Raw genomic sequence first — 24,307 nt, forward strand, 5'->3', positions numbered from 1 at the left:
ACGCCGCTAGGCTGCCGGTCCATGACAGCCCCGCAACCCACCATCCTCGCGACGTCCGGCGGCATCCGCCCGGGCCGGCGGACGATGATCTCCTTCGACGCCCTGGTCCACCACGCCGTCGAACTGTCGGGCGTCCACGGCCGTCGGCCCCGGATCATGTACATCGGGACGGCGATCGGCGACGCCGAGCACTTCGCCGCCCGCGCGGCCGAGGCGGCACGCGAGGCGGACTTCGACCTGACGCCGCTCCACCTCTTCCCCATGCCGAACCTGGACGACGTCGAGGGCACCGTCCTGGAGCAGGACGTCGTCTGGGTGATGGGCGGCTCCGTGGCCAACCTGCTGGCCGTCTGGCGCGCCCACGGACTCGACGCGATCCTGCGCCGCGCCTGGCAGGCCGGCGTGGTGCTGACCGGCGTGAGCGCGGGCTCGATCTGCTGGTACGAAGGGGGCACGACGGACTCGTTCGGCCCCGAACTGCGCCCCGTCACGAACGGCCTCGGATTCCTCCCGTACGGCAACGGCGTCCATTACGACTCCGATCCGGGGCGCCGCCGCCTGGTCCACGAACTCGTCGCGGACGGCACGCTGCCCACGACGCACTGCACGGACGACGGCGTGGGCCTCGTCTACCACGGGACGACCCTCACGGAGGCCGTCGCCGAAACCCCGAACGCCCTGGCCTACCACGTGGTGCTGGACGGCGAGGAGGCCGTCGAGACGGCGCTGCCGCCACGCCTCCTGCCTGCCCCTCGCCGCTGAGGGCCGACCGCCGCACGCCGGTTCGTGGTCCCGGACCCGCCCGGAACCGGACGCCGGACGCCCGGCCCCCGGAGCCGGACGCCGGACCGGCCTCGTCCGGCGCCGCCTGGGGCCGGGCCGGGCCGCGCCCGTAGCATGAGGCGGGAGGGGTGGCCCCGGGTTCAGCGGGGCCACCCCTCCCTGTCGGATCAGCGTGCGCAGAGGGTCAGACCGACCGTGTCCCCCACGTGGACGACCGTCGGGGCGTGCGGGGAGACCGCGATGACCGAGCCCGGCTTGCAGCCGCTGGGCGACGCCTTGCTGATGGTGCCGAGCTTGAGTCGGGCCTTGGCCACCAGCTCCGCCTTGGCCATGTCCAGGTTGAAGCCGGCCACGTCGATGGGGATGTCGCCGAACTGCACGGTGGTGACCTTCTTGTCCGTCGTGGCGGTGGTCGCGGCGGCCGGCCGCGAGAGGTGCGAACCGCCGGACGAGCTGGTGGCGAGGGCGGTGCCCCCGCCGGCCACGATGAGGGCTGTGGCGATACCGGCGATGGCTGCGGTCCGCTTACGTCGGGCTCCCCGCGCGATGGCGGCCGTGTCGAAGCGCGGCGCCTCGGCGCTGTTCGCGAAATCGGTCATGGTGTTCACCAGTTCCTGCTCGAAGGGTGTGTAACCCGTGCAGCCGGAAGGCCACGAATCATGTGAACTCATCGGGCTCATTCCGTCGGCTGCCGCGGTGAAGGGTCGGAGAGTGCGGGGAACTGGCCTCTGAGCTTCTCGATTCCGCGAGCGAGCTGGGAGCGTACGGTGCTCGGTGAGATCCGCAGGTCGGCCGCGATCTCGGTATCCGAGAGATCGTGGAAGTACCGCAGTACGACGACCGTGCGCATGCGCATCGGCAGACCCTGTATGGCGCGGATCAGCTGATCCCTGGTGTCCACCTGCCCGTACTCGTCGCCCGGAGCCGCCCGGTCGCCGCCGTCCTGGTACGGCTCCGTGCGGCGGAATCTCCGCCACCGGTCATTGGCCAGGTTCACCATGATTCGCCGCACATAGGCTTCCGGGGCCTCCTGTGCCGCGATCGTCCGCCACTTGCGGTAGGCCCGCTCCAGGGTCTCCTGGACCAGGTCCTCCGCCGCCTCGCGGTTTCCCGTCAGGACGAGCGCGACGCGGAACAGTACGGCCGACCGGGCGACGGTGAAGCCGTGGAAGTCGTTCTCCGCCGCCACGGGCTCGCCGACTCCGGTACGCGGTATCCGCCCGGTTGCCAGATCCAGATCCAGATCCACACGCCCCTCCCTTCCTGTCACCCGTCCTCAACGTGGAACCGGCCGGGTCTGCTGCATGGCCATGATGAGACCTGGGTCACATGACTCGGCCGCCCGGCCGGGTCGGGGGACGAAGGCTTGCGGACCCGTGCGGCCCGGGCCGAGCCGTCCGGGCGAGCCACCGCGCTCCGGAGCGCTCCGCGAGCCCGGGCCGCCCGTGCCGGGCGGGATGTGCGGAGGCGGGCGGCCGACGACGACACCATGCGACGGGGTCAAGTGGCCGATTCAGCAGCGCTGTTCAGAAGGCCACCCGGGAACTCCGAGGCGGGGCAGCCACGAGTCGGGCACGGACGGCGAATGAACGCGCGGGCGACGGCGCCCAGGTCGGCCCGGCGGAACATCGGCGCGCGGACCCGCCACCACCGTCCGCCTCAGCGAGAACCACCGCAGCGCCATACCGGCCGGCGCCGAAGTGGCGGCCCCGGAAGGGAACTCCGGCGGGGCGCGGGGGCGGCATAGCCCGAGGCCGACGGACCGATCGCCCCCGCGCCTCGCAAGGTCGCCGGACCACAACGGCGCCCCATGCAGGAGTAACCGCTTCATTTTTCACGAAGCAGATAATCATGAAAATAGAGATTACCTGCAGAGGGAATTTAGAAGACCACTCGAATGCGCAAGTGACACATCCCTAATACGACAAGCGCACTCACCAACAATGTGCGGCAGACGGCTCTGAGCGCATCGGGACCACCCCCGGCGCCGCCGCCGCCCTCACAGGAATTGGTTCTCCATGAAACGCAACATCCTCGGCATGCCATTTCGGCGCCGCAAGTCGGCATGGGCCGGCTCCGCACTCGCCCTAGCGCTCGCGTTGGGCATGGTGGCGATGAACCCGACGACGGCGAGCGCCATCGCCGTCCCCGTTCCGCTGGGTACGGCCAGTACCTTCGCCGTCCTGGGCGGGCAGTCGGTCACCAACACCGGACCGACCACAGTGACAGGAGATCTCGGCGTGAGCCCGGGAACGGCGATCAGCGGATTCCCGCCCGGTCTCGTCAACGGCGCCACGCACTCCGCGGACGCCGTGGCGCTCCAGGCCCAGACGGATCTCACCACGGCCTACAACCAGGCGGCCGGTCAGGCTCCCGACGCCAGCATCTCGGGGGACATCGGCGGACTCGAGCTGGCCCCCGGGGTGTACAACGGCTCGTCCTCCATCGGCCTCACCGGAACGCTGACCCTCAACGCCGCCGGTGACCCCAACGCCGTCTGGGTCTTCCAGATCGGATCGACGCTGACGACCGCGTCGGCCAGCCGGGTCCTGCTGATCAACGGCGCCTCGCCGTGCAACGTGTACTGGCAGATCGGCAGTTCGGCCACGCTCGGGACCAACACCACGTTCGTGGGCAACATCCTCGCGCTGACATCGATCAGCGCCAACACGGGCGCGACCATCAACGGCAGGGCCCTGGCCCGCAACGGGTCCGTCACGCTGGACACGAACACGATCACCCGTCCCTCGTGCGCCGCGGACACGACCGGCGGTACCACCACCGGCACGACGACGGGCACCACGACCGGCACCACGACGGGTGTCCTCGGTGGCGTGCTCGGCGGGGTGCTCGGCGGCACCACCACCGGCACCACCGCCGGTACGACAACCGGCACCACCACGGGCACGACGACCGGCGGCACCAACGGCGGCGTCCTCGGTGGCGTCCTCGGTGGCGTCCTCGGAGGCGCCGTGACGGGCGGTACCACCGGTGGGACCAACGGCGGCACCAACGGCGGCGTCGTCGCAGGCACCACCGGCAGCACCACCATCGGCGGCAACATCGGCGGCGCCACGACCGGCGGCAACATCGGTGGCAACGGGAACGGCCACCACCACGGCCACCACTACGGACACGGTCACGGCAGCAAGCCCGAGCAGGGTCACGACCACGGCGGCAAGCCCGGTTACGACGAGAAGCCCGGCAAGCCGGGCGGCTACGAGCAGGACCAGGGCTACGGCGACAAGCCCGGCAAGCCGAGTGACGACCACGACACCTACCCCGGCAAGCACGAGGGCCAGGACAAGGGTGACCACGGCCAGGCCGGACCGGGCGACGACCAGGGCAAGCACGAGGGTCACGACGACAGTGACCACGACCAGGGCGAGCAGGGACACGACCAGGGCAAGGAGCAGGGTCCCGACCACGGCTCCGACCACGGCGATCAGGGCGACCACCCCGCCGACCAGCAGGGCAGCGACAACCAGGACCAGGGCTACCACGGTGAGCAGGGCGAGCGCCCCGCCGACCAGGAAGCACACGAAGCCCACAGCAACTGAAGCCGGCCCCCTCAGGGCCCTACGCGGGAACGCGTGAGCAGTCCCGAAGGAAGCCCGGCCTCAGGGCGGCGTGCGTCTCGGATCGTCCTCGATCCCGGCGCACGCCGCCCGCCCCGGTTTCCAGCACATTCATGACGAACCATCACATCGGAAGGCCGGTGGGCCTGTGCCAGGCGGCGTTGAGACAGCAGAACTGAGGGACCGGGAACAGGCCGGTACCGGAAGACCCCCGCAGGAGGGGACGGGCGCGCCACCGGCGCACAGCCGAACCGCCGGACAGCCGGGCCCGTTGAGGTGGGGCATGCGGGCGGTCGCGGCCCTGTGCCTGGCGGTGTCGCTCGTCCATCTGCTCATGGTCTTCCTGCACGTGGCTCCTCCGAACGACATCTCCCAGCGGTACAGCCGGCAGATCAACGCCTGGGTGTATCCACTGTTCGAGCAGAACTGGAAACTGTTCGCGCCCGACCCCGACTCGGTCAACCGGCAGATCTCCGCGAGAACAGCGCACACGGACGCCGACGGCACCATGACGGTGAGCACCTGGTTCGACCTGACCGCCGTGGACAACGACGCGGTCAAGCACGATCCCTTCCCGAGCCACACAGCGCAGAACATGCTCCGCCGCGCCTGGACCACGTACGTCGACACCCACGGCGGGGACGACCACCCCCACTCGGACCGTGCGTACATGATCCAGCAGTACCTGCGGAACATCGCCGTGGACAGGGTCACAGAGCATCGCCGGGGGGCCTTCGAGTCCATCCAGATCCGGGTGCGCACGCTGCCCGTCACCGCGCCCCTCCCCGACGGCACGGCCCGCCCGCCCGCAGCCGGCCGCCCGGCCTTGGAGACCCGCTTGCTGCCCTGGTGGAAGGTGTCCTCCCGTGGAAACTGAGCAGATTCCCGCAGCCGCGTCCGTACCGCGTCAGCAGTCCCGCCGGCCCAAGGACATCCCCGTTCCCACCCGGCTCCTCGACCGGGCCGGAGCGCTCTGGGCCCTCCTGATGGAACGCCCCGTCTCCCTCTACGCGGCATCCATGCTGCGCATCGGGTACGGGCTCCTGTACCTCGCCTTCCTGCTCCGGGAGTTCCCCAACCGGGACACGATCTGGGGCCCCGACTCGCCGTGGACCCCGGAGTTGGCGAAGGAACTCTTCAGCCAGACGGGTTGGAGCAGCGTCCTCACCCTTTCCGGCAACCACGCGTATTTCGAGATCTGCTACACGTCCGCCGTCCTCGTGTCCGCCCTGTTCGCACTCGGCTGGCGGACCAGGGCCATGTCCGTGCTGTTCGCGGTCGTGGTGGCGTCGTTCCACGCCAGGGCGATCCTCATGACGGACGGCGGGGACAACCTCGTCCTCCTCATGTCCGTCTACCTCGTCTTCACGGCCTGCGGCCGGCGCTGGTCGCTCGACTCCCGCAGGGCCCGGCTCCGCTCCCCGGGCGGCGGCTCGCCCCGCCGGGCAAACATCCGCCGCTGGACCGTCAGGAAGGCGAGCGGACCACTGCATCCGTTCGCGGCGGCCCGGGAGACCGTGACGGTGGTCCTGCACAACTGCGCCATGCTGGTCATCGCCGGACAGCTCTGTGTCCTGTACGGATCCGCCGGCCTGTACAAGGTGCAGGGTGGGACGTGGGGCAACGGAACAGCCCTGCACTACGTCCTGAACCTCGACCTTTTCCGGCCGTGGCCCGCTCTGTCCCAGCTGGCCGACGGCCACGCGATGCTGATCGCGGTCATCGGCTACCTGACCGTGCTGGTCCAGGTCGCGTTCCCGTTCGCCCTGTTCAGCCGGCTCAAGTACCCGGTCCTGGTGATGCTCCTCGGCATGCACGCCGGCATCGCGGTACTGATGGGACTGCCCCTGTTCTCCGGCGCGATGATCATCGCCGACGCGACGTTCCTCCCGGACCGCTTCTACCGGTCCCTGGGAGCACGGGGACGCCAGGCCCTGCACGCCCTCCGCACGACCGGCCGCGCCTCAGGGGCAGCGGTGCCTCGGGAGGATCCCGCCCTGCACACGTGAGCGACAGCACTCGGGTACGGCAGCGGCCGGTCGGCCGGTCGGGTTGCTGTACTTCGCTGCTGTACGGACAACGTGAAAGGCCCCGCCGGATGATCCGGCGGGGCCTTTGACCTGTGTGCACTCGGCAGGATTCGAACCTGCAACCTTCTGATCCGTAGTCAGATGCTCTATCCGTTAAGCTACGAGTGCTCGCCCGGGGGGCTGTTTCGTCCCCCCTGCGGTGCGAGAACAACATTACATGACCTGCGGCTCCAGGTGAAATCCATTCACGCCACCCTGTTGACCTGCGCAAACGACGCCCGCGACCCCGGGCTGGGAACGACTGAAGCCCCGGCCTTGAGGCCGGGGCTTCTCAGTGCGGAGGCGGAGGGATTTGAACCCTCGATGGGCTTTAAGACCCAAACCGCATTAGCAGTGCGGCGCCATAGACCGGACTAGGCGACGCCTCCAGCGCCCGCGTACGCGCGGGCGGCTTGTGCAGATGATGACACACCCTGGGGCGCGCTCACCAATCGCTTCTCACCGTACCGGGCGGGCACTCGGCATGGCAAAGCACTCGCCAAGCGCAACGTCGGCGGCGTTGTCGCGTTGGTGCTGTGAGAGCCCGGGAGCAGTCCGGGACCACCCCCTGTTGGAGTCACCTTGCCGCCTCGTGCGCGTGTCCACCGTCGCCCCGTATCCCTCGTAACCCCCGCGTCCCCCGCGTCCCCCGCATCCCCCGCGTCCCCCGCATCCCCCAGGTCCTGGAGAACCCTCACGCCCCGCGTGCCCCTGCTGTCCGTGTTGGCGCTGGCGCTCGCCGGTCTCGCCGCCGCCGCGCCGGGTGCGTCCGCCGCTCCGGGTGGACCGGTGCGCGACGCGCTCATCGTCGTCGTCTCGGACCCGTCGGGGGTCCCGTCGGGTGTCCCGTCGGAGGTCCCGGACAGCGTGGCGTCCACCACATACGAGCTGCGGTGCGCGCCCGCCGGCGGCACGCATCCGGACGCGGCCGCCGCGTGCGAGCGGCTCGACGGGATCGGGACCGACGGCCGGGACCCGTTCGCACCGGTGCCCGCCGGCCAACTGTGCACGCAGATCTACGGCGGTCCCGCGACCGCGCACGTCACCGGTGTCTGGCACGGGCGCGCCGTCGACGCCACCTTCGACCGGCGCAACGGGTGCGAGATCGCGCGCTGGCGGCAGCTCGTGCCCGTACTGCCCGATCTCGGTTAGCCGGCGGCGGGCAGGGGGCGGGCGGGCGTGGAGAGGTCGTGCGCGCGGCATGGCCATCCTGTCGAGCCCGCCCACCTCGGCGCTCACGTGCTCCGCACATCCGCCATCCGCCGTCGCGCCCACATCCCCAGCCCTTAGACTCCCTCCCGTGACAGGCAGGGTCCCGGCAGGCAAGATGGGCCCCGCGGCAGGACCGCACAGCTCGGTGGGTCAGGGAGGAAGCGTCGTCGTGAGCAGCAGGCCATCCCGAGGCGCTGCTCGCCTCGCAGCCATACTCGACGCGCTGCCTGACGGCCTCGTCCTCGTCAACGCGAACGGGACCGTCGTCAACGCCAACGCGATCGCGCTGGAGATGTTCGAGTCGCCGGGCACCGCACTCGTCGGCCGGGGGCTGCTCGATCTGCTGCCCGAGTTCGACTCCAAACTGATCCCCGGTTCGATGCGCAGGCCCGCCTCGACGGACGCGCGCGGCCGTACGAAGCCGACACGGATGACCGCCCGGCGCACGGACGGTGCCGAGTTCCCCGCCGAAGTGACGAGCGCGAGCCTGGACAGCCGGGACGCGTACCGCGACCCGACCGGCGGCTACAACGGCGACGAACTGCTGATGCTGGTCGTACGGGACCTCACGGGCACCGTGGACACCGAGGCCGAACTGGCCCGTTCGCAGCGGCAGACCGAGATGATCCTGCGCGCCGCGTCCGAGGGCGTCGTCGGCACGGACACCGACGGCCGGGTCGTCCTCGTGAACCCCGCGGCCGCGCAGATCCTCGGTTTCCGCGCCACCGACCTCGGCGGTCGCGAACTGCACACGCTGGTCCTGCACTCCCGGGCGAACGGCGATCCCTTCCCGTACGACGAGTCGCCGCTCGCCGACACCCTGCGCTCCGGTCGCAAGCACCGGGTGCGCGGCCAGGTGCTCTGGGCGAAGAACGGTTCCCCGGTACCCGTCGACCTGACCACGGCCCCGGTACGCGACGGCGACCAGCTCGTCGGCGCGGTCATGACGTTCATCGACCGCCGCGCCCACGAGGAACTGCTCAAGAGCCACGCCGACGAAGTCGACGAGATCAAGGAGAGCGCGGCCACCGAGCTGAAGGCCGTGACCGACCGCCTCACCGGCGAGCTCACCGCGACCGAGCGGCGCCTCACCTCCGACCTCGCGGCGGCCGAACAGCGGCTGACCGCGGAACGCGACGAGGTCGAGGAGCGGCTCACCGCGCAGCTGCGGGAGACCGAGGAGGCCGCGACGGCCGAACTCGCCGACCGCAGCGACCGGTACGCGGCCGAAATCGAGGAACTCACCGAGCAGTACGAGTTCGTGTCGGCGCGCCACGCCCAGCTGACCGCCGTGCTCGGCGACGCCCTGCGCGGCCCGCTGGAGGAGCTGCGCGGCGAACTCGCCACGCTCGCCGCCGACCCGGCGGGCCAGCTGTGGCCCGAGGCCAACCAGATCCTGCACCACCTCGCCGCCGGGTACGCGAGGATGACCACGCTCGTCGACAACGTGCTGGGCTACCAGCGCCTCGACGCGGGCACCGAGCAGCTCTCGAAGATGAACGTCCTGCTGGACGGCGTCGTCGCGGCCGGCGTCGACGGGGCGGTCGAGCTGATCGGGCCGGGCAGGGCGCAGTTCGCCGTGCACGCCCCGCCGATCGAGGCGGAGGTCGACCCGGGCCGGCTCGCGACGGCGCTCGCGCACCTCGTCGCCGACGTGGCGGGCGTGGACGCGACCGGCCGCACCCGGCAGCAGCAGGTCCAGTCCGGCGGCTACATCGACTCGACGATCCTGGTCGCCGCCGCGCAGCGCGACAACGTCGTACGGATCGAGGTGCGCGGACCGTTCCCGGGCGGTGACCCGGTGCACGGGCCGATCGTCCAGGGCATCGTGCGGGCGCACGGCGGCGTGCTCCGGACGCACGAGGTGCCGGGGATGAGCGGTCGCGCCTACGCGCTGGAACTGCCCCTCGGCGAGGGCGGCGGCACGATGCAGTCGGCGCGGGCCCTCGCTCCGTACCAGGAGGCGACCGGCGCGCCTGGCACGACCGTGGGCGGCGGCGACGTTCCCGTACCCACACAGGGTGCGGGCGGCACCGGAGGGGGCGGACGCCGGCGTGCCCGGCGGTCGTCCACCGACGCGTTCCTCGATTCCCCGGTGGGCGAGGACACTCCGGAGCCGCCGACCGGCCGGCGCAGGGCACGGCCGTCGACCGAGAACAGTCAGGGCGGCGCTCCGCGTACCGGGGCCGACGCGGCTGTCACCTCGGAGCGGGGCGCGCGGGCCGCAGCAGGCGCGATGCGCCCGAGTGGCGTGCCCGGTGCGGGCCCCGGTGCGGGCAGTTCGGGCGCGGGCGGCTCAGGCGTCACCGCTCCCGGCGACAGCCCAGGCCCGGCCGCCCCGGGCGTGAACGGCTCAGGTGTCACCGGCGGCGCTCCCGTGGGCCCGGCCGCGCTCGGTCCTGGCACCGGTGCCGGGGGAGCTTCGGGTACGGGACGCCGGCGCGGCCGGCCCAGTCCCGCCGACGGTCACGGGGACGGCCACGGAGGCCGCGCCCAGGGCGCCCTCGTACCGGCCGCCGAGAGCGTCCGCGGCCCGGCAGGACAGCAGCACGCCACCGTGCCGCCGCAGGGCGTGCCCCTGTCGCACCACCGGGCCGCAGGAGCGGAGGCGGGCGCTCAGCGCGCGCTGCCCGCGCTGCCTTCGGGCCCCATCGCACCGCAGCCCGCGCTCGCGGACGCGCCCTCGCTGGCGCCGGTACCGCCGCTGGGTGGCGGGGCAACGGCCTACGGAACCCAGGGGCCGCACGAGACCCAGGGTGCCCGGGGGACCGCTGTGGCGGCGCAGGGTGGGCCGGGCGCGCCAAGTGCGCACGCCCCCGCGCATCCGCAGTCGCAGCCGACCGGCCGCCGGGCGCGACGCGCGCTGTCGCAGGCACCGGACCATCCCGTCGAGCCCGAGGGGCCGCGCTCGGCGTTCGCCCTGCCGCCGGGCGCCGCCGACCGCACCGACGACTCACTTCCCGGCCGTCACGACGGTGCCCGCACGGCGCCGGACGAGGACCACACGCCGCCGCAGGCCCACCCGCTCCATGGAACTCACGGGGCACAGGGGGCTCGCGGGCCTCAGGGAGCTCAGCTCGGCTATCAGGACGCCGGGAACGCCGCCGACCTCGGGCACGGCCGGACCCGGAGCGCCGGGCACCAGTCCCCGGGCCAGGCCCAGGGCCAGAACCAACAGGGACAGAACCCGGACCAAGGCCGGAATCCGGAACGGGGAGAGGGGCAGGGCCGGACGCGGAATCCGGCTGCGGCCCCCGCACCTTCGAGCGGCCGTGAGGCGCAGGGCGAGCCCCGGCGCGCCGCGACGCCGACCGCCCCAGCCCCCGCCCCCGCCCCCGCCCCCGCACGGCCGTTGCCCGTCGCGCAGCCGCTGCCCGACGAGACGCCCCCGGCCGGCACCGCCACCGGATCCGACACCCAGGGCCGCGCGTTCAGCGTGCGCACGCTCGGACAGGGTGTGCCGTTCGCCCGCGGGGGCCACGCCCCCGGCACTCCCGCCACGGGCCCGCTCGCCGCGAACCGCAGGCGCAAGCTGGGCAACCGTACGGAACCCGCATCCGAGACCGGTGGGCAGCCCCAGGGCCCGGCGCCGTCCGGACCGCAGAGCACGTCCGTGCCCATGCCGCCGCCGGCGGGCGGCCCGGGCGCCGGCGGCGGGCGCGCGGAGGGACGTTCGTACGCGATCGGCGCACCCGACGAGGGCGCGGAAGGACCCGAACCGCTGGACGGCCCCGGCGGCGCCGTCGAGGTCGCCAACCGCCCGCAGCCCCGGCCCGTCGACGACGAACTGCCGCCCGAGCCGTTGGACAACCCCCGCCGGCTGCTGGTCTGGCCGGCGCCCGACGTCTCCACCCAGCAGGCGCTGAGCGAACGCGGCTACCGGCCCGTCGTCGTGCACTCCCGCGAGGAGGTCGACGCACAGATCGCCGCGTTCCCCGCGGCGCTGTTCGTGGACCCGCTGACCGGGCCGATCACCCGAACCGCGCTGCAGTCCCTGCGCCAGGCGGCCGTGGCCGCCGAGGTGCCCGTCCTGGTGACGGCAGGGCTCGGCCAGGCGAACCGTGAGGCGGCGTACGGCGCCGATCCCGCGGTGCTGCTCAAGGCACTGGCACCGCGGGACAGCGAGCAGCACCCGCCGCGCGTCCTGCTGATCGAGGGGCACGAGGAGATCGCGCTCGCCCTGAGGTCGACGCTGGAACGGCGCGGCATGCAGGTCGGCCGGGCCGCCGACGACAACGAAGCGGTCGCCCTCGCCGGCCAGATGCGGCCGAACCTCGTCGTCATGGACCTCATGCAGGTACGGCGCAGGCGCGCGGGCATCATCGACTGGCTGCGCGCGAACGGCCAGTTGAACCGCACGCCGCTGGTCGTCTACACGTCCATGGGCATCGACCCGGCGGAACTGCCGCGGCTGGTGTCCGGCGAGAACGTGCTGTTCCTCGCGGAACGCTCGACGAGCGACGAGGTTCAGGCCCGCATCGTGGATCTCCTGGCAAAGATCGGCACGAACTGAGCGCGCGGTCCGTTCGTCCACGGTCCGTACGTCCGCGGCCCGTCGTCCGAGGCCCGCGGACGAACGGACCACGAACCTGCCTGCTGTGGACCTCGCGCCGCGGACCTCGGACCCCGCCCGGTGGCGGGAGAGAGGGGAGGCGGCAGGCGCTCAGCCCGCGTCGGGGCCCCAGCCGTACGCGTGGGTGAGCGGCAGCCGTAGGAGCAGTCGGCGCTGGCTTACCATCGCGGCGCGGAACTCCGCCCAGTCCGGGTGTTCCCCGCGCAGCGCGCGGTAGTGGGCGACGAGCGCCTCGGCCGCGTCGTCGTCCGGTTCACGGGTGACCGCCCCGAGCTCCACGACGCCCTCGCCCACCGCGTACGCGCCGAACGTCGGCGTCGTGACGTAGAAGCTCGCCCGCGGATCACGCCGTAGGTTGCGGGTCTTGGCGCGGTCGTCGGTGACCGAGATCAGCAGGATGCGGGGCTCCGGATCCCACAGGTACGAGACGTTCGACAACTGCGGCCGGCCGTCGCGCTTCTGGGTCGTAAGGACCCCGGTGGGGGTCGTACCGAACAGGCTCCAGGGCTCGCTCACTGCGGTTCTCCTCCCGGGGACACGGACGTCCCGGGTCCCGGGGGATCACATGGATCCCCTTGCATCGCGTGGACCCTGGGGATCCAGGGAGTCCGGGGAATCCTGCGGATCCCTTGAACAGTGATCCTCGTCCTTCGTCCCTGCGACGGCAAGGCAGACGCACCGTCAGCGGGTGGCCCGGCGCTCGGGCGCCGGGGCACGCCCCGGCTCCGGCGCCCCGCCATCCGCGACTCCGCCACCGCCTCAGCCTCGGCCTCGGCCGCCACCCGATCGCCCGGCCGACGCGCCTCATCCGTCCGCTAGAGCCGCGTCACGTCCAGCTCCCCGTTCGCGTACTGCCGCCTGATCACCTTCTTGTCGAACTTCCCCACACTCGTCTTCGGCACCGATGCCACCAGCGCCCAGCGCTCCGGCACCTGCCACTTCGCGACGAGGCCGGTCAGGTACTCCCTGAGCTCCGGGAAGCCGGCGGTCGCACCCTCCTTCAGGACGACGGTGGCGAGCGGCCGTTCGCCCCACTTGTCGTCCGGCACGGCCACCACCGCTGCCTCCGCGACCGCCGGGTGCCCCATCAGGGCGTTCTCCAGGCTGACGCTGGAGATCCACTCACCGCCGGACTTGATCACGTCCTTCGCCCGGTCCGTCAGCGTCAGATAGCCGTCGTGGCTGATGACGCCCACGTCGCCGGTCCGCAGCCAGCCGTCCTCACTGAACTTGTCCTCCGGCGTGAGTTCCTTGCCCGCACCGCCGTAGTACGCGCGCGCCACCCAGGGGCCGCGTACCTCCAGCTCGCCCGCCGACTCGTTGTCCCACGGCAGGAACCTGCCGTCGGGGCCCGCGAGCCGCGGCTCGATCCCTATGGGGAAGCGGCCCTGGGTGATCCGGTAGGGCCACTCCTCCTCGGGCGCGATCCCGGCCGGCGGGTCGGAGGTCGTGCCGAGCGGTGACGTCTCCGTCATGCCCCAGGCGTGCAGGAGGCGGACGCCGAGCTTGTCGTACGCCTCCATCAACGACGGCGGGCAGGCGGAACCGCCGATGGTGACGCGGGCCATGGACGTGAGGTCGCGGGGCCGTTCGGTGACCTCGGCGAGCAGGCCCTGCCAGATGGTGGGGACGGCGGCGGCGTGCGTGGGCCGCTCCCGCTCGATCATGTCGGCGAGCGGGGCGGGCTGCAGGAACCGGTCCGGCATCAGCATGTTGGCGCCGATCATGAACGTCGCGTGCGGGACGCCCCAGGCGTTCACGTGGAACTGCGGCACGACCACGAGCGTCAGGTCCCGCTCGGTCAGGCCGAGCGCCGTCGTCGTGTTGGCCTGCATCGAGTGCAGGTAGATCGAACGGTGCGAGAACACGACGCCCTTGGGGTCGCCCGTGGTCCCGGAGGTGTAGCACATGGCGGCGGCGGAACGCTCGTCCAGCACGGGCCAGTCGAAGGCGGTGTAGTCGGCTGACTGCCCGGCGAGGAGTTCCTCGTAGTCGTGCACCTGCGCGTCCGCCTCCGCGAGCACCGAACGGTCCCCGGGACCGCTGACGACGAGGTGCTCGACCGTCGGAAGGTGCGGCAGGAGCGGGGCGAGGAGCGGCAGCAGCGAACCGTTGACGATGATCACGCGGTCTTCCGCGTGGTTCGCGATGTAGATCAACTGCTCGGACGGCAACCGCAGGTTGAGCGTGTGCAGGATCGCGCCCATCGCGGGGATGGCGAGATACGCCTCCACATGCTCCGCGTTGTTCCACATGAGGGTCGCGACGCGCTCGTCGTCCGTCACCCCCAACTCGCTGCGGAGCGCAGCGGCGAGCTGTACCGCCCGGCCGCCGGCCTCCGCGAAACTCCGTCGCCTCGGCTCGCCCTCCCCGGTCCAGGTGGTGATCTGCGACTTCGCGTGGATCGTCATGCCGTGACGAAGGATGCGCGTCACAGTCAGCGGTACGTCCTGCATCGTGCTCAGCACGGCGTCCTCCCGAGAGCGGTGTTCCACGGCGCGCGGCGGCGGCGGGATGCCTGACCTGGATTCTGCGCGGTCAGCGGCGTGAAAGTCACTACCCGGGAGTACACAAGCGGGTCCGCGCTGCCGGAAGGGAGCTCTCCGGGTCCACACGGTCGACGGCCCCCGGGTCCGCTCCGTGGTCCGCCTCCTGCCCGCCTCCCCGGCCCTTACTCCCATCCGGGGCCGGGACGGGGGCCCGTCCCGGGCCGGGGCAGGGGCCCCTCCCATCCGGGCGGGGTGCCGGGTCGAGGTCAGGGTCAAGGGCGGTCGGGATCACGGAGGGTCGGGAGCACGGACGGTCGGGGTCAAGGCCGATGAGGTCCGGGGTCCGGGCCGGTTCGGGGTCCGGCCCGGGGTCGTGTCCAGACGTCAGTGGACGGGCGCCAGTTCGGGATCCTCGCGGAGCTTCGCCAGCGCCCGCGACACCGCGCTCTTGACCGTGCCGACCGAGACGTCCAGCACCTCGGCGGTCTGCGCCTCGCTCAGGTCCTCGTAGTACCGCAGGACGACCATCGCCCGCTGCCGGTCCGGCAGCCGCAGGATCGCGCGCCACATCGCGTCGTGCAGCACCTGGTGCTCGGCGACGCCGATGTCGTTGCCGGCGGCGGGCTCCGGCAGGTCCTCGCACGCGAACTCGTCGACCTTGCGCTTGCGCCACTGCGACGTGCGGGTGTTCACCAGCGCGCGGCGCACGTAACCATCGAGGGCGCGGTGGTCCTCGATGCGTTCCCAGGCGACGTACGTCTTGGTGAGTGCGGTCTGTAGCAGGTCCTCCGCGTCCAGCGGATTCGCGGTGAGGGAGCGGGCGGTCCGCAGCAGTACGGGTCCCCGCGCCCGTACGTACGACGAGAACGACGCGTACGGCGCGTGGCCGTGGCTCGCGGCCCTGGAAGCGCTCGTGCAGACAGGCGTGGTCATGTCCTCAACGCTAGGAGCGACGGCGTTCGCGGGGATCGCCCCCAAGTCCCGAAGCCGTATCCCCCTCAGGGTGTAGTGCTCCAGGCAGCCCCACCTCCTGTGGGTGGAGGGCGGGACGACAACGGACTCAGGGTCGCCCCGGAGACTGAGGCCCCGGACCGGCCCGGGACCGGACCCGGACGGGCCGGGGACATCGTGCGGACGGGCCGGGACATCGTGCGGGCGAGCCGTGCAGGGGATCCGGGCGGAGCGGGTGGCGGGTCCGGGGCTCTCCCACTGCTGCGGCCCCGGCGGGTCCGGGGCTCCCCGCCTGCTCCGGCCCCGGCCGCCCGACTCACCCCCGTCGCACCGGTCACAGCGGTCCCCCTGCGCACGTGGGGGCGCCCGGCCCCGGGCTCCCGACGCCCCATCCCCCGGGGCGTCCGCGATGTCCCGGGGCCGCCCGCCCCCGCCCCTCGCCATCCGGACACATGGCACAGCGGTCCGCGCGGGGCGCTCTCGCACCCGCAGGGCGCACTCCCGCACCCTTCGCGCAGACCGCCACTGTCACCGCTCGGTCACTTCCCCGGGAGCCCCGGTCCCCCCGGTCCCCCTACCGCGCGGGTCACCACAGGTGGTGGAAGGCCACCGAGACGTTCTCGTTGTGCTGGTCGATGGCCGTGAAGGCGGATCCCACGACATTGGCGGTGTTGTTCTGGTTCGAAGCGCCGGCACCGGTCGCCACCTGCTGCGTGGTGGTGGAGTTGCCGTAGTTGTTGTGACCCACGCCGCTGCCGGTGAGGGTCGCCACGGTCGCGTTCGATCCGTCGTCCGCGCCACTGCCGTTGTCAGCTGTGGCGACCCCCGTGAACAGCGCGGCGGCGAGGGGAAGAGCGGCAACAGCGGAGATGACGCGGACGGTACGGATGCTTGCCATGTCTTGTTCCTCCAGAGAACCAGATGTGCAGCTGCGTACAGCTGCGTACAGCATGAAATGCGGCTTTTCTCCGAGGCAGTTGGCCGACCGCCCCGGTCGTGTTCTCGACGTCGCGAGATCAGAATTGCCCACCGAATCCCCGTCGAACCAGTCCGGACGGGCTGATTCCCTCGCAAGCGTGAGGACTTGTCGATAAACCCCTTTCATGACTTCAATCGGACGATGTGGATCGCGCTGGACAGCGTCGGCCGGACCGGAGAAGGGGTGAACCGTTCCGGCGGATATCCGGCAAGTCACCCGCATCCCGGCGCGCCGCCACCCGGGCCATCCCGCACGCCCGAACACGCAATCGAATACCTCTTCCGTGCAATCGAACGATTGTGCGAACATAGATCCATGGCCACCACCGCCCGGCACGCCGCCACCCTGGCTCTCGCGCACGCGCTCTCCGCCGCCGAGCGCGGACTCCCCGTCTTCCCCCTGTCCCCCACCAAGCTCCCGGCCTTGCGCTCACCCCACCGCGACCAGCCGGCACCCGTGCACTGCCGGGGCGAATGCGGCCTCCCGGGCCACGGCGTCTACGACGCGACCACGGACCCCGCGGCCGTTCGCGCACTGTTCGACGCGGCGCCCTGGGCGACGGGGTACGGGATCGCGTGCGGGCGCCCCCCGTACCACCTGATCGGCATCGACCTGGACATCAGCGGCCACGAACCCACGGCGGGGACCACGCCCGACTCGGTGGCCGCACTCCAGCAGATCGCGTTCGAGCACCTCTTCACGCTGCCGGAGACGGTCACCGTCCTCACCCCCAGCGGCGGCCGCCACATCTGGCTGAGCGGGCCACCGAACGTGGTCGTACCGAACTCGGCCGGCCGGCTCGCGCCCGGCATCGACGTCCGCGGCACGGGCGGCTACCTGGTGGGCCCCGGCTCCGTCTCCACGCGCGGCGCGTACCGGCTCGCCCCCGGCACGGCCGACCTCACGGCGCCCGCGCCCTGCCCGCGCGCCCTGCTGCGCCTCCTCACACCTCCGGCCCGCACCCCGCCCGCCAGGCCGGGACTCCCCGGGCAGCAGGGCGAGGGCCTGGTGCACTTCGTCCTCGCCGCGCACGAAGGACAGCGCAACACGCGCCTGTTCTGGGCCGCCTGCCGCGCGTACGAACACGGGTTCGGCGAGCTGCTCGCGGACACCCTGGTCGAGGCGGCGCTGCACACCGGGCTGACGGAACAGGAGGCACGGGCGACCATCGCCTCGGCACGACGGCTGACGCGCACGCGCTGAGTCCCCGGCCGGGGCCAGGGAAGCACCGAGGGCCGGGGAGCACCGGCGGCCTGTGCGCCCGGGGAGCACGTACCCGCCCCGGGCGCACAGGCCCTCGGCTGTTCCACGACCGCGGCGGCGGCCCGGCCGAGCCCACCGGCCGGGGCCGCGTCACCCCGGGCCATGCACGGGACGCACGCGTGGCGTCGTCCGGTGCCATCACACCGGACGACGCCACGTACCGCCGTCGACCGCGGCGGTACGGCCCGACGGCGGCCGGAAGCGGCCGCCGTCAGATCACCGCCATCAGGAACGAGGCGTGTCACCCCGGCCCGGGATGTGCCCCTTCGTCCCGTCCTCGGCCTCGGTCTGGGTCTCGATGCGCTCCTTGCGCACGGTGCCCCTGACCGTCTGCTGCTCGACCTTCTCCTCGATCGTCAGCCGCACGCGTTCCACCGGCTCGGTGTGCATCTCCACCACAGGGCGCTCCCCGTGCAGCGTGACCTCGCGGTCCGCCTCGGAGATCTCCGCGTTCCGCATCGCGGAAGCGCGGTCGGTGTCCGTGATCGGCTCCCGCACGACGCGTACTTCCTCATGACGTACGGGGATGGTCTGCTGCTCCTCCTCCGTCACGACGTACTTGTGCAGGTGTGCCGTACCGGACTCGTGGCGCTCCGTCCCGACGTGCATCCGCTCCTCGGAACGGGTCATCGCGACGTCGTCGACCCTGGACCGGTCACGGTCCTGGGCGCCGGCCGTGCCCATGCCCCGGGTGGTGTCCGGGTGCGCCGTCCCCGACATGCGCGTGCCGGCCGTTCCCGGTGCGTCCATGTCCCGCGAGGTGCTGTCCTTGCCGAGATCCTTGTCGAGAGCCGACGTGCCGCCGCCCATGGGCGCGCGCGACTGCCGCATCGCGGAATCCTGGTCCATGGTCCCGGACGTGCCGCCGCTCCCGGCGTCACGCCGCCCGGCCGCCACGGCACCCATCGCACCGGCACCGCCCATGGCGGCCACGCCACCCTTGGCGTCAGGACCACCGTCGGTCTTGGCGGGCTTGGCGCCCTGCCGCTGATCCTGCGCAGCGGCGTCCCCGTCGATGCCGTAGTACGTGTAGAGCCGGTGCTCCTCCTGCTCGGACAGGTGCCCGCCGGCATCGATGTCGACGTTCGGAGCGTCCTTTACCTGGTCCCGGCCGTACGGGACTTCGAGATGGTCCTGCACCAGACTGGCGTCGTGCGTGGGGATGAACGACTCACTCGAACCGAACATCCCGGTCTTCACGGTGACCCACTCGGGATTCCCCGTGGCGTCGTCGTAGAAGACGTGCTTCGCACTGCCGATCTTGTTCCCGCCGGAATCGTAGACGGGGTGGTCCAGGACCGCGGGGATCTGTTCCTGTGTGATCATCGCGCTTCCTCCTTGGTTCCCGATTCGAGTACCGGGTATCCACATCCCGCCTCAGAACCCAGCAGACCAGGATTAATCCCAAGAAATCTGAATATCACGCCACGTCAAGACCATCGCCGCAGGTCAACGACGTGCCAGCCGAACACAACCCGCCCGAACGGCCCGAGCGGGGGTCCCGCACCCGGTCTGCTCCGCCGAAAACCCCCACCGGCCGGGCGGGGCTGCCGGGTGGGGTCCGCCGAATGCCGACGCCCGAAGGGGACCGCCGAGGGGCGAGTCGGATGAGGGCCGTCGGGCGGTGACCGTCCAGGCGCTCCGGCTCCCCCGGTGGCACGCACGCACCGGACGGCGTACAAGGGACGTGGGCGAACCACCGTGGGCGGTGTGTTCGCGGCGGACCCCGGGACGGCCGCCCGGTGCCGGGAGCCGACCGCGCCATGATGGAGCGTCCGGCTCGTCGGCCGGGAGACCAGGGACCCCGTCAAGTCCCTCTTGTCGACGGCCCGTACGAGGGTGCGCGACGCACGTGTGCTTCTTCCTCTGCGGTGCGCGGATCACGCCCTCGATCTGCCGCCGCACGTCCAGGCCACAACAACCGATCACGTCGAGCGCACAGTGCCGACCACGGCCGTCGCGGCCGACGGCTGCGGCGTCGACCTCGCCGCAACCCGCAGGGACAGTGTTCAGTGCGCCTTCGAACGTGGCTCCCGGACCGTGGCCGGGGCCGACCAGTCAGGGTGACCGACGGCCGGCGGTGTCGTCGCGCCGTAGATCCAACTCCTGATGTACGCGGTGAGATCGCGCCCGGACACCGAGTTCGCGGTGTCGATGTAGTCCTGCGTCGTCGCCGACGTGCTCCGGTATTTCTCGAAGAACGTACGCTCGATCGCCCGGAAGGTCGCGTCGCCCACCAGGCGGCGAAGGCCGTCGAGCATCACCACGCCACCGGCGTTCGTCCCGCCCAGCACATCCGCCGTGTCACCGGGGCGACCGGGCGGTCCGTACTGCGGGCGGTTCGCCTGGTCGAATTCGTAGGCGCGGTGGATGTTGTCGTCGTATGTGCCGTTCTCCGCGTACCCCTTGTCCGCCATGAACCGGAACGTGTAGTAACTCGCGTGGCCTTCGCTGAGCCACATGTCGTCCCAGTTGTTCACCGAGACAGCGTCTCCGAAGTACTGGTGGACCAACTCGTGCACCATGGTGCCCTCGTCGCCGTGGTCGGCCTTCGTCAGTCCCGCCGTGGCGCTGAAGGTGCTCAGAGTGGGGGATTCCAACGCGGCGGCGTATCCGCCTTTCAGTCCCAGCACACCGTACGTCTCAAAGGGGAACGGGACGCCGAGCTCCCTCTCCACCCAGTCGACCTGACCGGGTACGAGTTTCACCTGCGGCGCCGCCTTCTCGAAATCGTCGGTGTCGACGTAGCTACGAAGCGGCAGCCCGTGCGGGCCACTCTGATCCAACTCCTTGAAGTGCCCAACTGCCGCCTGTATTACGTCCGTCGGAATCGGATCGCGGGTGGAGTACACATAGGTGGTGCGATCGCCCACGGTCCTGCGCGACCGCAGCGTCCCGCCGGCCACCGCCTGAAGATCTTTCGGAGTGGTGATACGGAAGGTGACCCGCGCCTTGTCGCGGGGGATGTCGTTCATGGGGAAGAATAGATGTGCCCTGTCCGGTTGGCCGAAGAGGGCGAATCCGTCGTCTCGGTTGTACCAATTCAAGAAGTTCGGGGACACAGTCGGAGTCGAGGGTGATGGCGGATTGGCGGTCCGGTCGGCACTGAAGCCGATATGCACCCGAAACAGCTGTCCCTTCGCCGGTGGTTTCTTCGGCGTGATGAAGAGCTTCTCGCCCGAGCTGTGGAAGGCCGCCTTCTCGCCCTGCACCGTGACAGATTCGATGTGCTGACCGGCCGAATCCAGGCTGAAGCCGGCGAGCGCCTGCGTAGCCGTGGCCATGATGTCGACGGAAGACTCCATGGTCATCACGCCTGGCCGGTAGCCGTACCCCACGTCGTACGACTGGACGTCGTACCCCCCGTTGCCGAGAGAGGGAAAGAGCCGATCCCCGGCGCCCACCGCACCGGGCCGGGGCCTTTCCCGGGCAGACACACCGGTGTGCGGCGCGAGATTGTGGGCGGGATCCGCCCGCGCCGTGGAGGCTGCGGACAGGGAGCCGACCGACACCGCCATGGCCGCCGTCAAAGCGATGAATGACACCCTCGTCGTACCAGTTGCCTGACGCATGCCCAGGACTTCCCTTCGGTCGGCGGACTCGGACGCCACGGCGCACAGCGAATTCGGCCCCGCTGTGCGCCATGTCGTGTCACGTCGAAACCGTGCCCGGAGAAGGTCTCAGTCCCGCAGCACCCCTTCATCGGTGCCGGCTCAACCACACCTCGACCACGTACGACCGGGAGCGAGGCCGGTCCCTTCCCCGCCTGTGGCCTGCAATGGAAGCGCAACCGTCCTGGGCCGGCGATCAGTTCACGCGGGCGGGCCGAGCGGAGGTCAACAGCCTGGTGCGATACCGCCGGGTTGATCTCCCTGGTGCACATGCCCTCCGCGTGCCCTTCAGCAGCATGGGTCACCAGGCGACGGTCCGTTCGCGGATCTCCACGGCCGTCTCGTCGAGCATCTGCGGAGTGCTGCTGAACCAGTCCTGCAGATTCAGGTCCACGATGAGTTCGTCCGCGCCCGCCTCCGCGGCTGTGTGGATGTCATCAATGATCTGGTCGAGGGTGCCGACGAAAGTCGATCGGTCGCGTCCTGCGGGTCGGTCGGTGAAGGTCACGTTTCTCACCACGACCATCTCCATCCGGCTCGCGTCCCGGCCGTACTCAGCGGCCATCTGCCGAATACGGTCCCAATGTGCGCGCAGCTCCGCGGCTCCGGCCGGCCCGGGTGTGGTGAGGAGCGGAAGCCAGCCGTCCGCGCATCGGGCGACGCGCTGCAGGGCCCTCGAACTGCCGGTGCGGCCCAGGTTGCTGGCACCGCCGCCGAGCATCACGGGGATTTACGATGCGGGCTTGGGCAGAACCGCGGCGTTGTCGAAGACCACGCGAGGGCTCCGGAAGTTCACCGGGTCGGGTCCCCACACGGCGTCGAAGACATCCAGCGTCTCGTCGAGGAAGCGGCCGCGATCCGCTCGGGTGGTACCGGTGGCTCGGAGTACGTCGGTGGACCAGCCAGTGCCCATTCCCGCGACCACGCGGCCCCCGCTGATCTGATCCACCGTGGCCAGCGCCTTCGCCGGCTGTACCGGTGTGTGGAGCGCGGCGATCAGAACGGCGGTACCGAGGCGCACCTCTTCGGTCACCACCGCCGCTGCCGTGAGGACTGCCAGAGAGTCGGCGTTCCGCCGCCCGCTTTCCGGCCACGGCACATTCGGCGGAGCGTACGGTTCGACGGGGGTCTCCGCGTAGAGCAACTGCTCGTACGTCCACAAACTGGAGTATCCGGCCGACTCGACCGGATCGTGCTGAAGGTCGACTCCCAATCTCTGGGGCAGACGAAGTCCGAGTTTCGTGTTATGCCTCCGATGCAATCAAGATGGTCGCGTCCGGCGCGGGAATTGAGCCGGGCCTCAGACATTCCCCCGCTTTCACCGGTAGGGCACGGATTCAATCCGCTCCGCGCCCCTCCAGTGCGAGTCTCGAACCCTCACACAGGTGTGAAGGTCAAGTCGTAGGCTTCAGCACATGAGCAGGGCCCCGGCAAAGTCGCCGTTTAGCGCTGTGGCGTGGGGTTTTGTGGTGGGGTAGAGGTGCGCGGGCGTGTTCCAGTCCGGTTGGATGGAGGTTCCTACGCCGTACTGTCCGACCAGGGGATCACGCCCGCGCCATGTCATCGTCTCTCATCCCCGCGCCTGTTCGCACGCCCGTCCCGGATCACGAACTCCTCATCCAGTTGCTCGGCCGGATACCCGACCCACGCTGTCGGCGCGGGGTCCGTCATCCGGTGGGCGCTCTGATCGCGGTGGCGGTGTGCGCGGTGGTAGCCGGAGCACGCGGGTTCACCGCGATCGGGGAGTGGGCCCGGGACGCCGGGGGTGTGGCGCTTGCCCGGCTGGGGCTGGAGCGGGGCGGGGCGGACGAATCCACGCTGCGGCGCCTGTTCGCCCGCCTGGACGGGTGCCATCTCGATGCGGTGCTGGGTGCCTGGGCGGCGACCAGGACCGCGCTCGTCGCGGGCCGCAGGGTCATCGCCATCGACGGCAAGACCGTCCGGGGCGCACGCGGCGGCAGTTCTCAGGCCCCGCACTTGGTCGCCGCCCTCGCGCATGGCTCGGGTGCGGTGCTCGGCCAGATCGCGGTGCGGGAGAAGAATAACGAGATTCCCGCCGCCCGGGACCTGCTGGCCGCGCTCGACCTGGCCGGTGTGGTGATCACGATGGACGCGATGCACACCCAGCACGACACCGCGACGCTCGTGACCGAGGCCGGAGGCGACTACGTCCTGACCGTGAAGGCCAATCAGAAGTCGTTGTTCGCCCAGCTCAAGGCCCTTCCCTGGACGTCGGTACCTGCTGTCACCAGGACGGACCGAGGACACGGACGCCGGGCCACCCGGACGATCAAGGTCATCGACGTACCGGCGTGGATCGAGTTCAGCGGAGCCGTGCAGGTCGCCCAACTGCGGCGCACCGTCGCCAGGAAGGGTCGCCGGACCGTCCACGAGCTGCTGATGATGCATCTGTGGGATACCGGTCCCAAGCGGCAGGCAGACCTTGCTGCCGCGTTCGACACCGACTCGGCGTCGATGAACCGTACTGTCCAACGGCTGGAACGCGCCGGCTTCGTCCGCCGTCGCCCAGACCCCAGCGACGGGCGCGCCACACTCGTCGAGGCCACCCCTGCCGGCGTCGGCCTGCGCTCGCAGGTCGAAGACCTCTGGGCCGAGCTGGAAGCGGCGACCGTGGGAGAAATTCCGTCGGAGCAGCGCCAAGATCTGCTCACAGCCCTGGAGCGCTTGGAGGCCAACCTGGCTGGCGCGCCGTCCAGTGCACAGGATCCTGCTCCGCGGGACTAGGGTCCGTGCTCGGACCCATCCTGCCGGAGCGGGATCAGAACGACGGCGGGCGGG

General features: G+C 71.2%; 18 protein-coding genes and 2 tRNA genes. 8 read left to right on the forward strand and 12 right to left on the reverse strand.

Going from position 1 to position 24,307, the window contains the following annotated elements; all coding sequences use genetic code 11:
• Nucleotides 1-21 precede the first annotated feature (21 nt).
• Nucleotides 22-762, forward strand: a complete 741-nt coding sequence (locus OG310_RS16980) for a peptidase E (protein ID WP_329456719.1) — start codon at nt 22-24, stop codon at nt 760-762.
• Nucleotides 763-950: 188 nt separating this feature from the next.
• On the opposite strand, the gene OG310_RS16985 is transcribed toward OG310_RS16980, so the two are convergent.
• Nucleotides 951-1,454, reverse strand: a complete 504-nt coding sequence (locus OG310_RS16985) for a PASTA domain-containing protein (RefSeq protein ID WP_329456720.1) — start codon at nt 1,452-1,454, stop codon at nt 951-953.
• A 5-nt stretch (nt 1,455-1,459) separates the two neighbouring features.
• A complete protein-coding gene (locus OG310_RS16990; RefSeq protein ID WP_329460219.1) occupies nt 1,460-1,972 on the reverse strand; it encodes a SigE family RNA polymerase sigma factor in 513 nt (170 codons plus the stop codon).
• An 829-nt stretch (nt 1,973-2,801) separates the two neighbouring features.
• Between OG310_RS16990 and OG310_RS16995 the strand changes: the two genes are divergently transcribed.
• The 3 genes from OG310_RS16995 (at nt 2,802) to OG310_RS17005 (ending at nt 6,370) form a co-directional block, all read left to right on the forward strand.
• Entirely contained in the window at nt 2,802-4,343 is a 1,542-nt protein-coding gene (locus tag OG310_RS16995; RefSeq protein WP_329456721.1) for an ice-binding family protein, read from the forward strand.
• A 301-nt stretch (nt 4,344-4,644) separates the two neighbouring features.
• On the forward strand, nt 4,645-5,238 hold the full coding sequence (locus tag OG310_RS17000; protein ID WP_329456722.1) for a DUF5819 family protein: 594 nt from the start codon (nt 4,645-4,647) through the stop codon (nt 5,236-5,238).
• Nucleotides 5,228-6,370, forward strand: a complete 1,143-nt coding sequence (locus OG310_RS17005; RefSeq protein ID WP_443078657.1) for an HTTM domain-containing protein — start codon at nt 5,228-5,230, stop codon at nt 6,368-6,370. Before OG310_RS17000 ends, OG310_RS17005 begins: the two co-directional genes overlap by 11 nt.
• A 116-nt stretch (nt 6,371-6,486) precedes the next feature.
• Here OG310_RS17005 and OG310_RS17010 read toward each other — a convergent pair.
• Together OG310_RS17010 and OG310_RS17015 are read right to left on the reverse strand one after the other, a co-directional pair.
• Nucleotides 6,487-6,559: transfer RNA gene (locus tag OG310_RS17010), tRNA-Arg, on the reverse strand.
• Nucleotides 6,560-6,728: 169 nt separating this feature from the next.
• Nucleotides 6,729-6,819: transfer RNA gene (locus OG310_RS17015), tRNA-Ser, on the reverse strand.
• Nucleotides 6,820-7,135: 316 nt separating this feature from the next.
• On the opposite strand from OG310_RS17015, the gene OG310_RS17020 reads away from it, so the two are divergent.
• Together OG310_RS17020 and OG310_RS17025 are read left to right on the forward strand one after the other, a co-directional pair.
• On the forward strand, nt 7,136-7,582 hold the full coding sequence (locus OG310_RS17020; protein ID WP_329456723.1) for an SSI family serine proteinase inhibitor: 447 nt from the start codon (nt 7,136-7,138) through the stop codon (nt 7,580-7,582).
• A 229-nt stretch (nt 7,583-7,811) separates the two neighbouring features.
• Nucleotides 7,812-12,155, forward strand: coding sequence for a PAS domain-containing protein (locus OG310_RS17025; RefSeq protein ID WP_329456724.1), 4,344 nt, complete (start codon nt 7,812-7,814; stop codon nt 12,153-12,155).
• A gap of 150 nt (nt 12,156-12,305) precedes the next feature.
• Here OG310_RS17025 and OG310_RS17030 read toward each other — a convergent pair whose 3' ends face one another.
• The 4 genes from OG310_RS17030 to OG310_RS17045 all read right to left on the reverse strand — a co-directional run bounded on the left by OG310_RS17030 (nt 12,306) and on the right by OG310_RS17045 (nt 16,553).
• The gene (locus OG310_RS17030) at nt 12,306-12,731 is read right to left on the reverse strand and encodes a PPOX class F420-dependent oxidoreductase (protein ID WP_329456725.1); all 426 of its coding nucleotides are present in this window, start codon (nt 12,729-12,731) and stop codon (nt 12,306-12,308) included.
• Nucleotides 12,732-13,030: 299 nt separating this feature from the next.
• Nucleotides 13,031-14,683: a long-chain fatty acid--CoA ligase gene (locus OG310_RS17035; protein WP_329456726.1), complete on the reverse strand. Its 1,653-nt coding sequence runs from the start codon at nt 14,681-14,683 to the stop codon at nt 13,031-13,033.
• A gap of 405 nt (nt 14,684-15,088) precedes the next feature.
• Entirely contained in the window at nt 15,089-15,637 is a 549-nt protein-coding gene (locus tag OG310_RS17040; RefSeq protein WP_329456727.1) for a SigE family RNA polymerase sigma factor, read from the reverse strand.
• A gap of 604 nt (nt 15,638-16,241) precedes the next feature.
• Nucleotides 16,242-16,553, reverse strand: coding sequence for a hypothetical protein (locus OG310_RS17045; protein ID WP_329456728.1), 312 nt, complete (start codon nt 16,551-16,553; stop codon nt 16,242-16,244).
• A gap of 396 nt (nt 16,554-16,949) precedes the next feature.
• Here OG310_RS17045 and OG310_RS17050 point away from each other — a divergent pair, with 396 nt between their 5' ends.
• Complete coding sequence (locus tag OG310_RS17050; protein ID WP_329456729.1) at nt 16,950-17,837, forward strand: bifunctional DNA primase/polymerase; 888 nt, start codon at nt 16,950-16,952, stop codon at nt 17,835-17,837.
• A gap of 285 nt (nt 17,838-18,122) precedes the next feature.
• Here the strand turns inward: OG310_RS17050 and OG310_RS17055 are convergent, their stop codons facing one another.
• From OG310_RS17055 to OG310_RS17070, 4 genes are all read right to left on the reverse strand, one after another.
• Nucleotides 18,123-19,223: a PRC and DUF2382 domain-containing protein gene (locus OG310_RS17055; RefSeq protein ID WP_329456730.1), complete on the reverse strand. Its 1,101-nt coding sequence runs from the start codon at nt 19,221-19,223 to the stop codon at nt 18,123-18,125.
• Between the two features lie 683 nt (nt 19,224-19,906).
• Nucleotides 19,907-21,469, reverse strand: a complete 1,563-nt coding sequence (locus tag OG310_RS17060; protein ID WP_329456731.1) for a M1 family metallopeptidase — start codon at nt 21,467-21,469, stop codon at nt 19,907-19,909.
• Between the two features lie 340 nt (nt 21,470-21,809).
• Nucleotides 21,810-22,232, reverse strand: a complete 423-nt coding sequence (locus OG310_RS17065) for a hypothetical protein (RefSeq protein ID WP_329456732.1) — start codon at nt 22,230-22,232, stop codon at nt 21,810-21,812.
• Nucleotides 22,233-22,238: 6 nt separating this feature from the next.
• Entirely contained in the window at nt 22,239-22,721 is a 483-nt protein-coding gene (locus OG310_RS17070; RefSeq protein ID WP_329456733.1) for an LLM class flavin-dependent oxidoreductase, read from the reverse strand.
• A gap of 344 nt (nt 22,722-23,065) precedes the next feature.
• Between OG310_RS17070 and OG310_RS17075 the strand changes: the two genes are divergently transcribed.
• Nucleotides 23,066-24,253, forward strand: coding sequence for an ISAs1 family transposase (locus OG310_RS17075; RefSeq protein WP_329456734.1), 1,188 nt, complete (start codon nt 23,066-23,068; stop codon nt 24,251-24,253).
• The last annotated feature ends 54 nt before the right edge of the window (nt 24,254-24,307 follow it).

Source organism: Streptomyces sp. NBC_01497, assembly GCF_036250695.1.
Classification (GTDB): Bacteria; Actinomycetota; Actinomycetes; order Streptomycetales; family Streptomycetaceae; genus Streptomyces.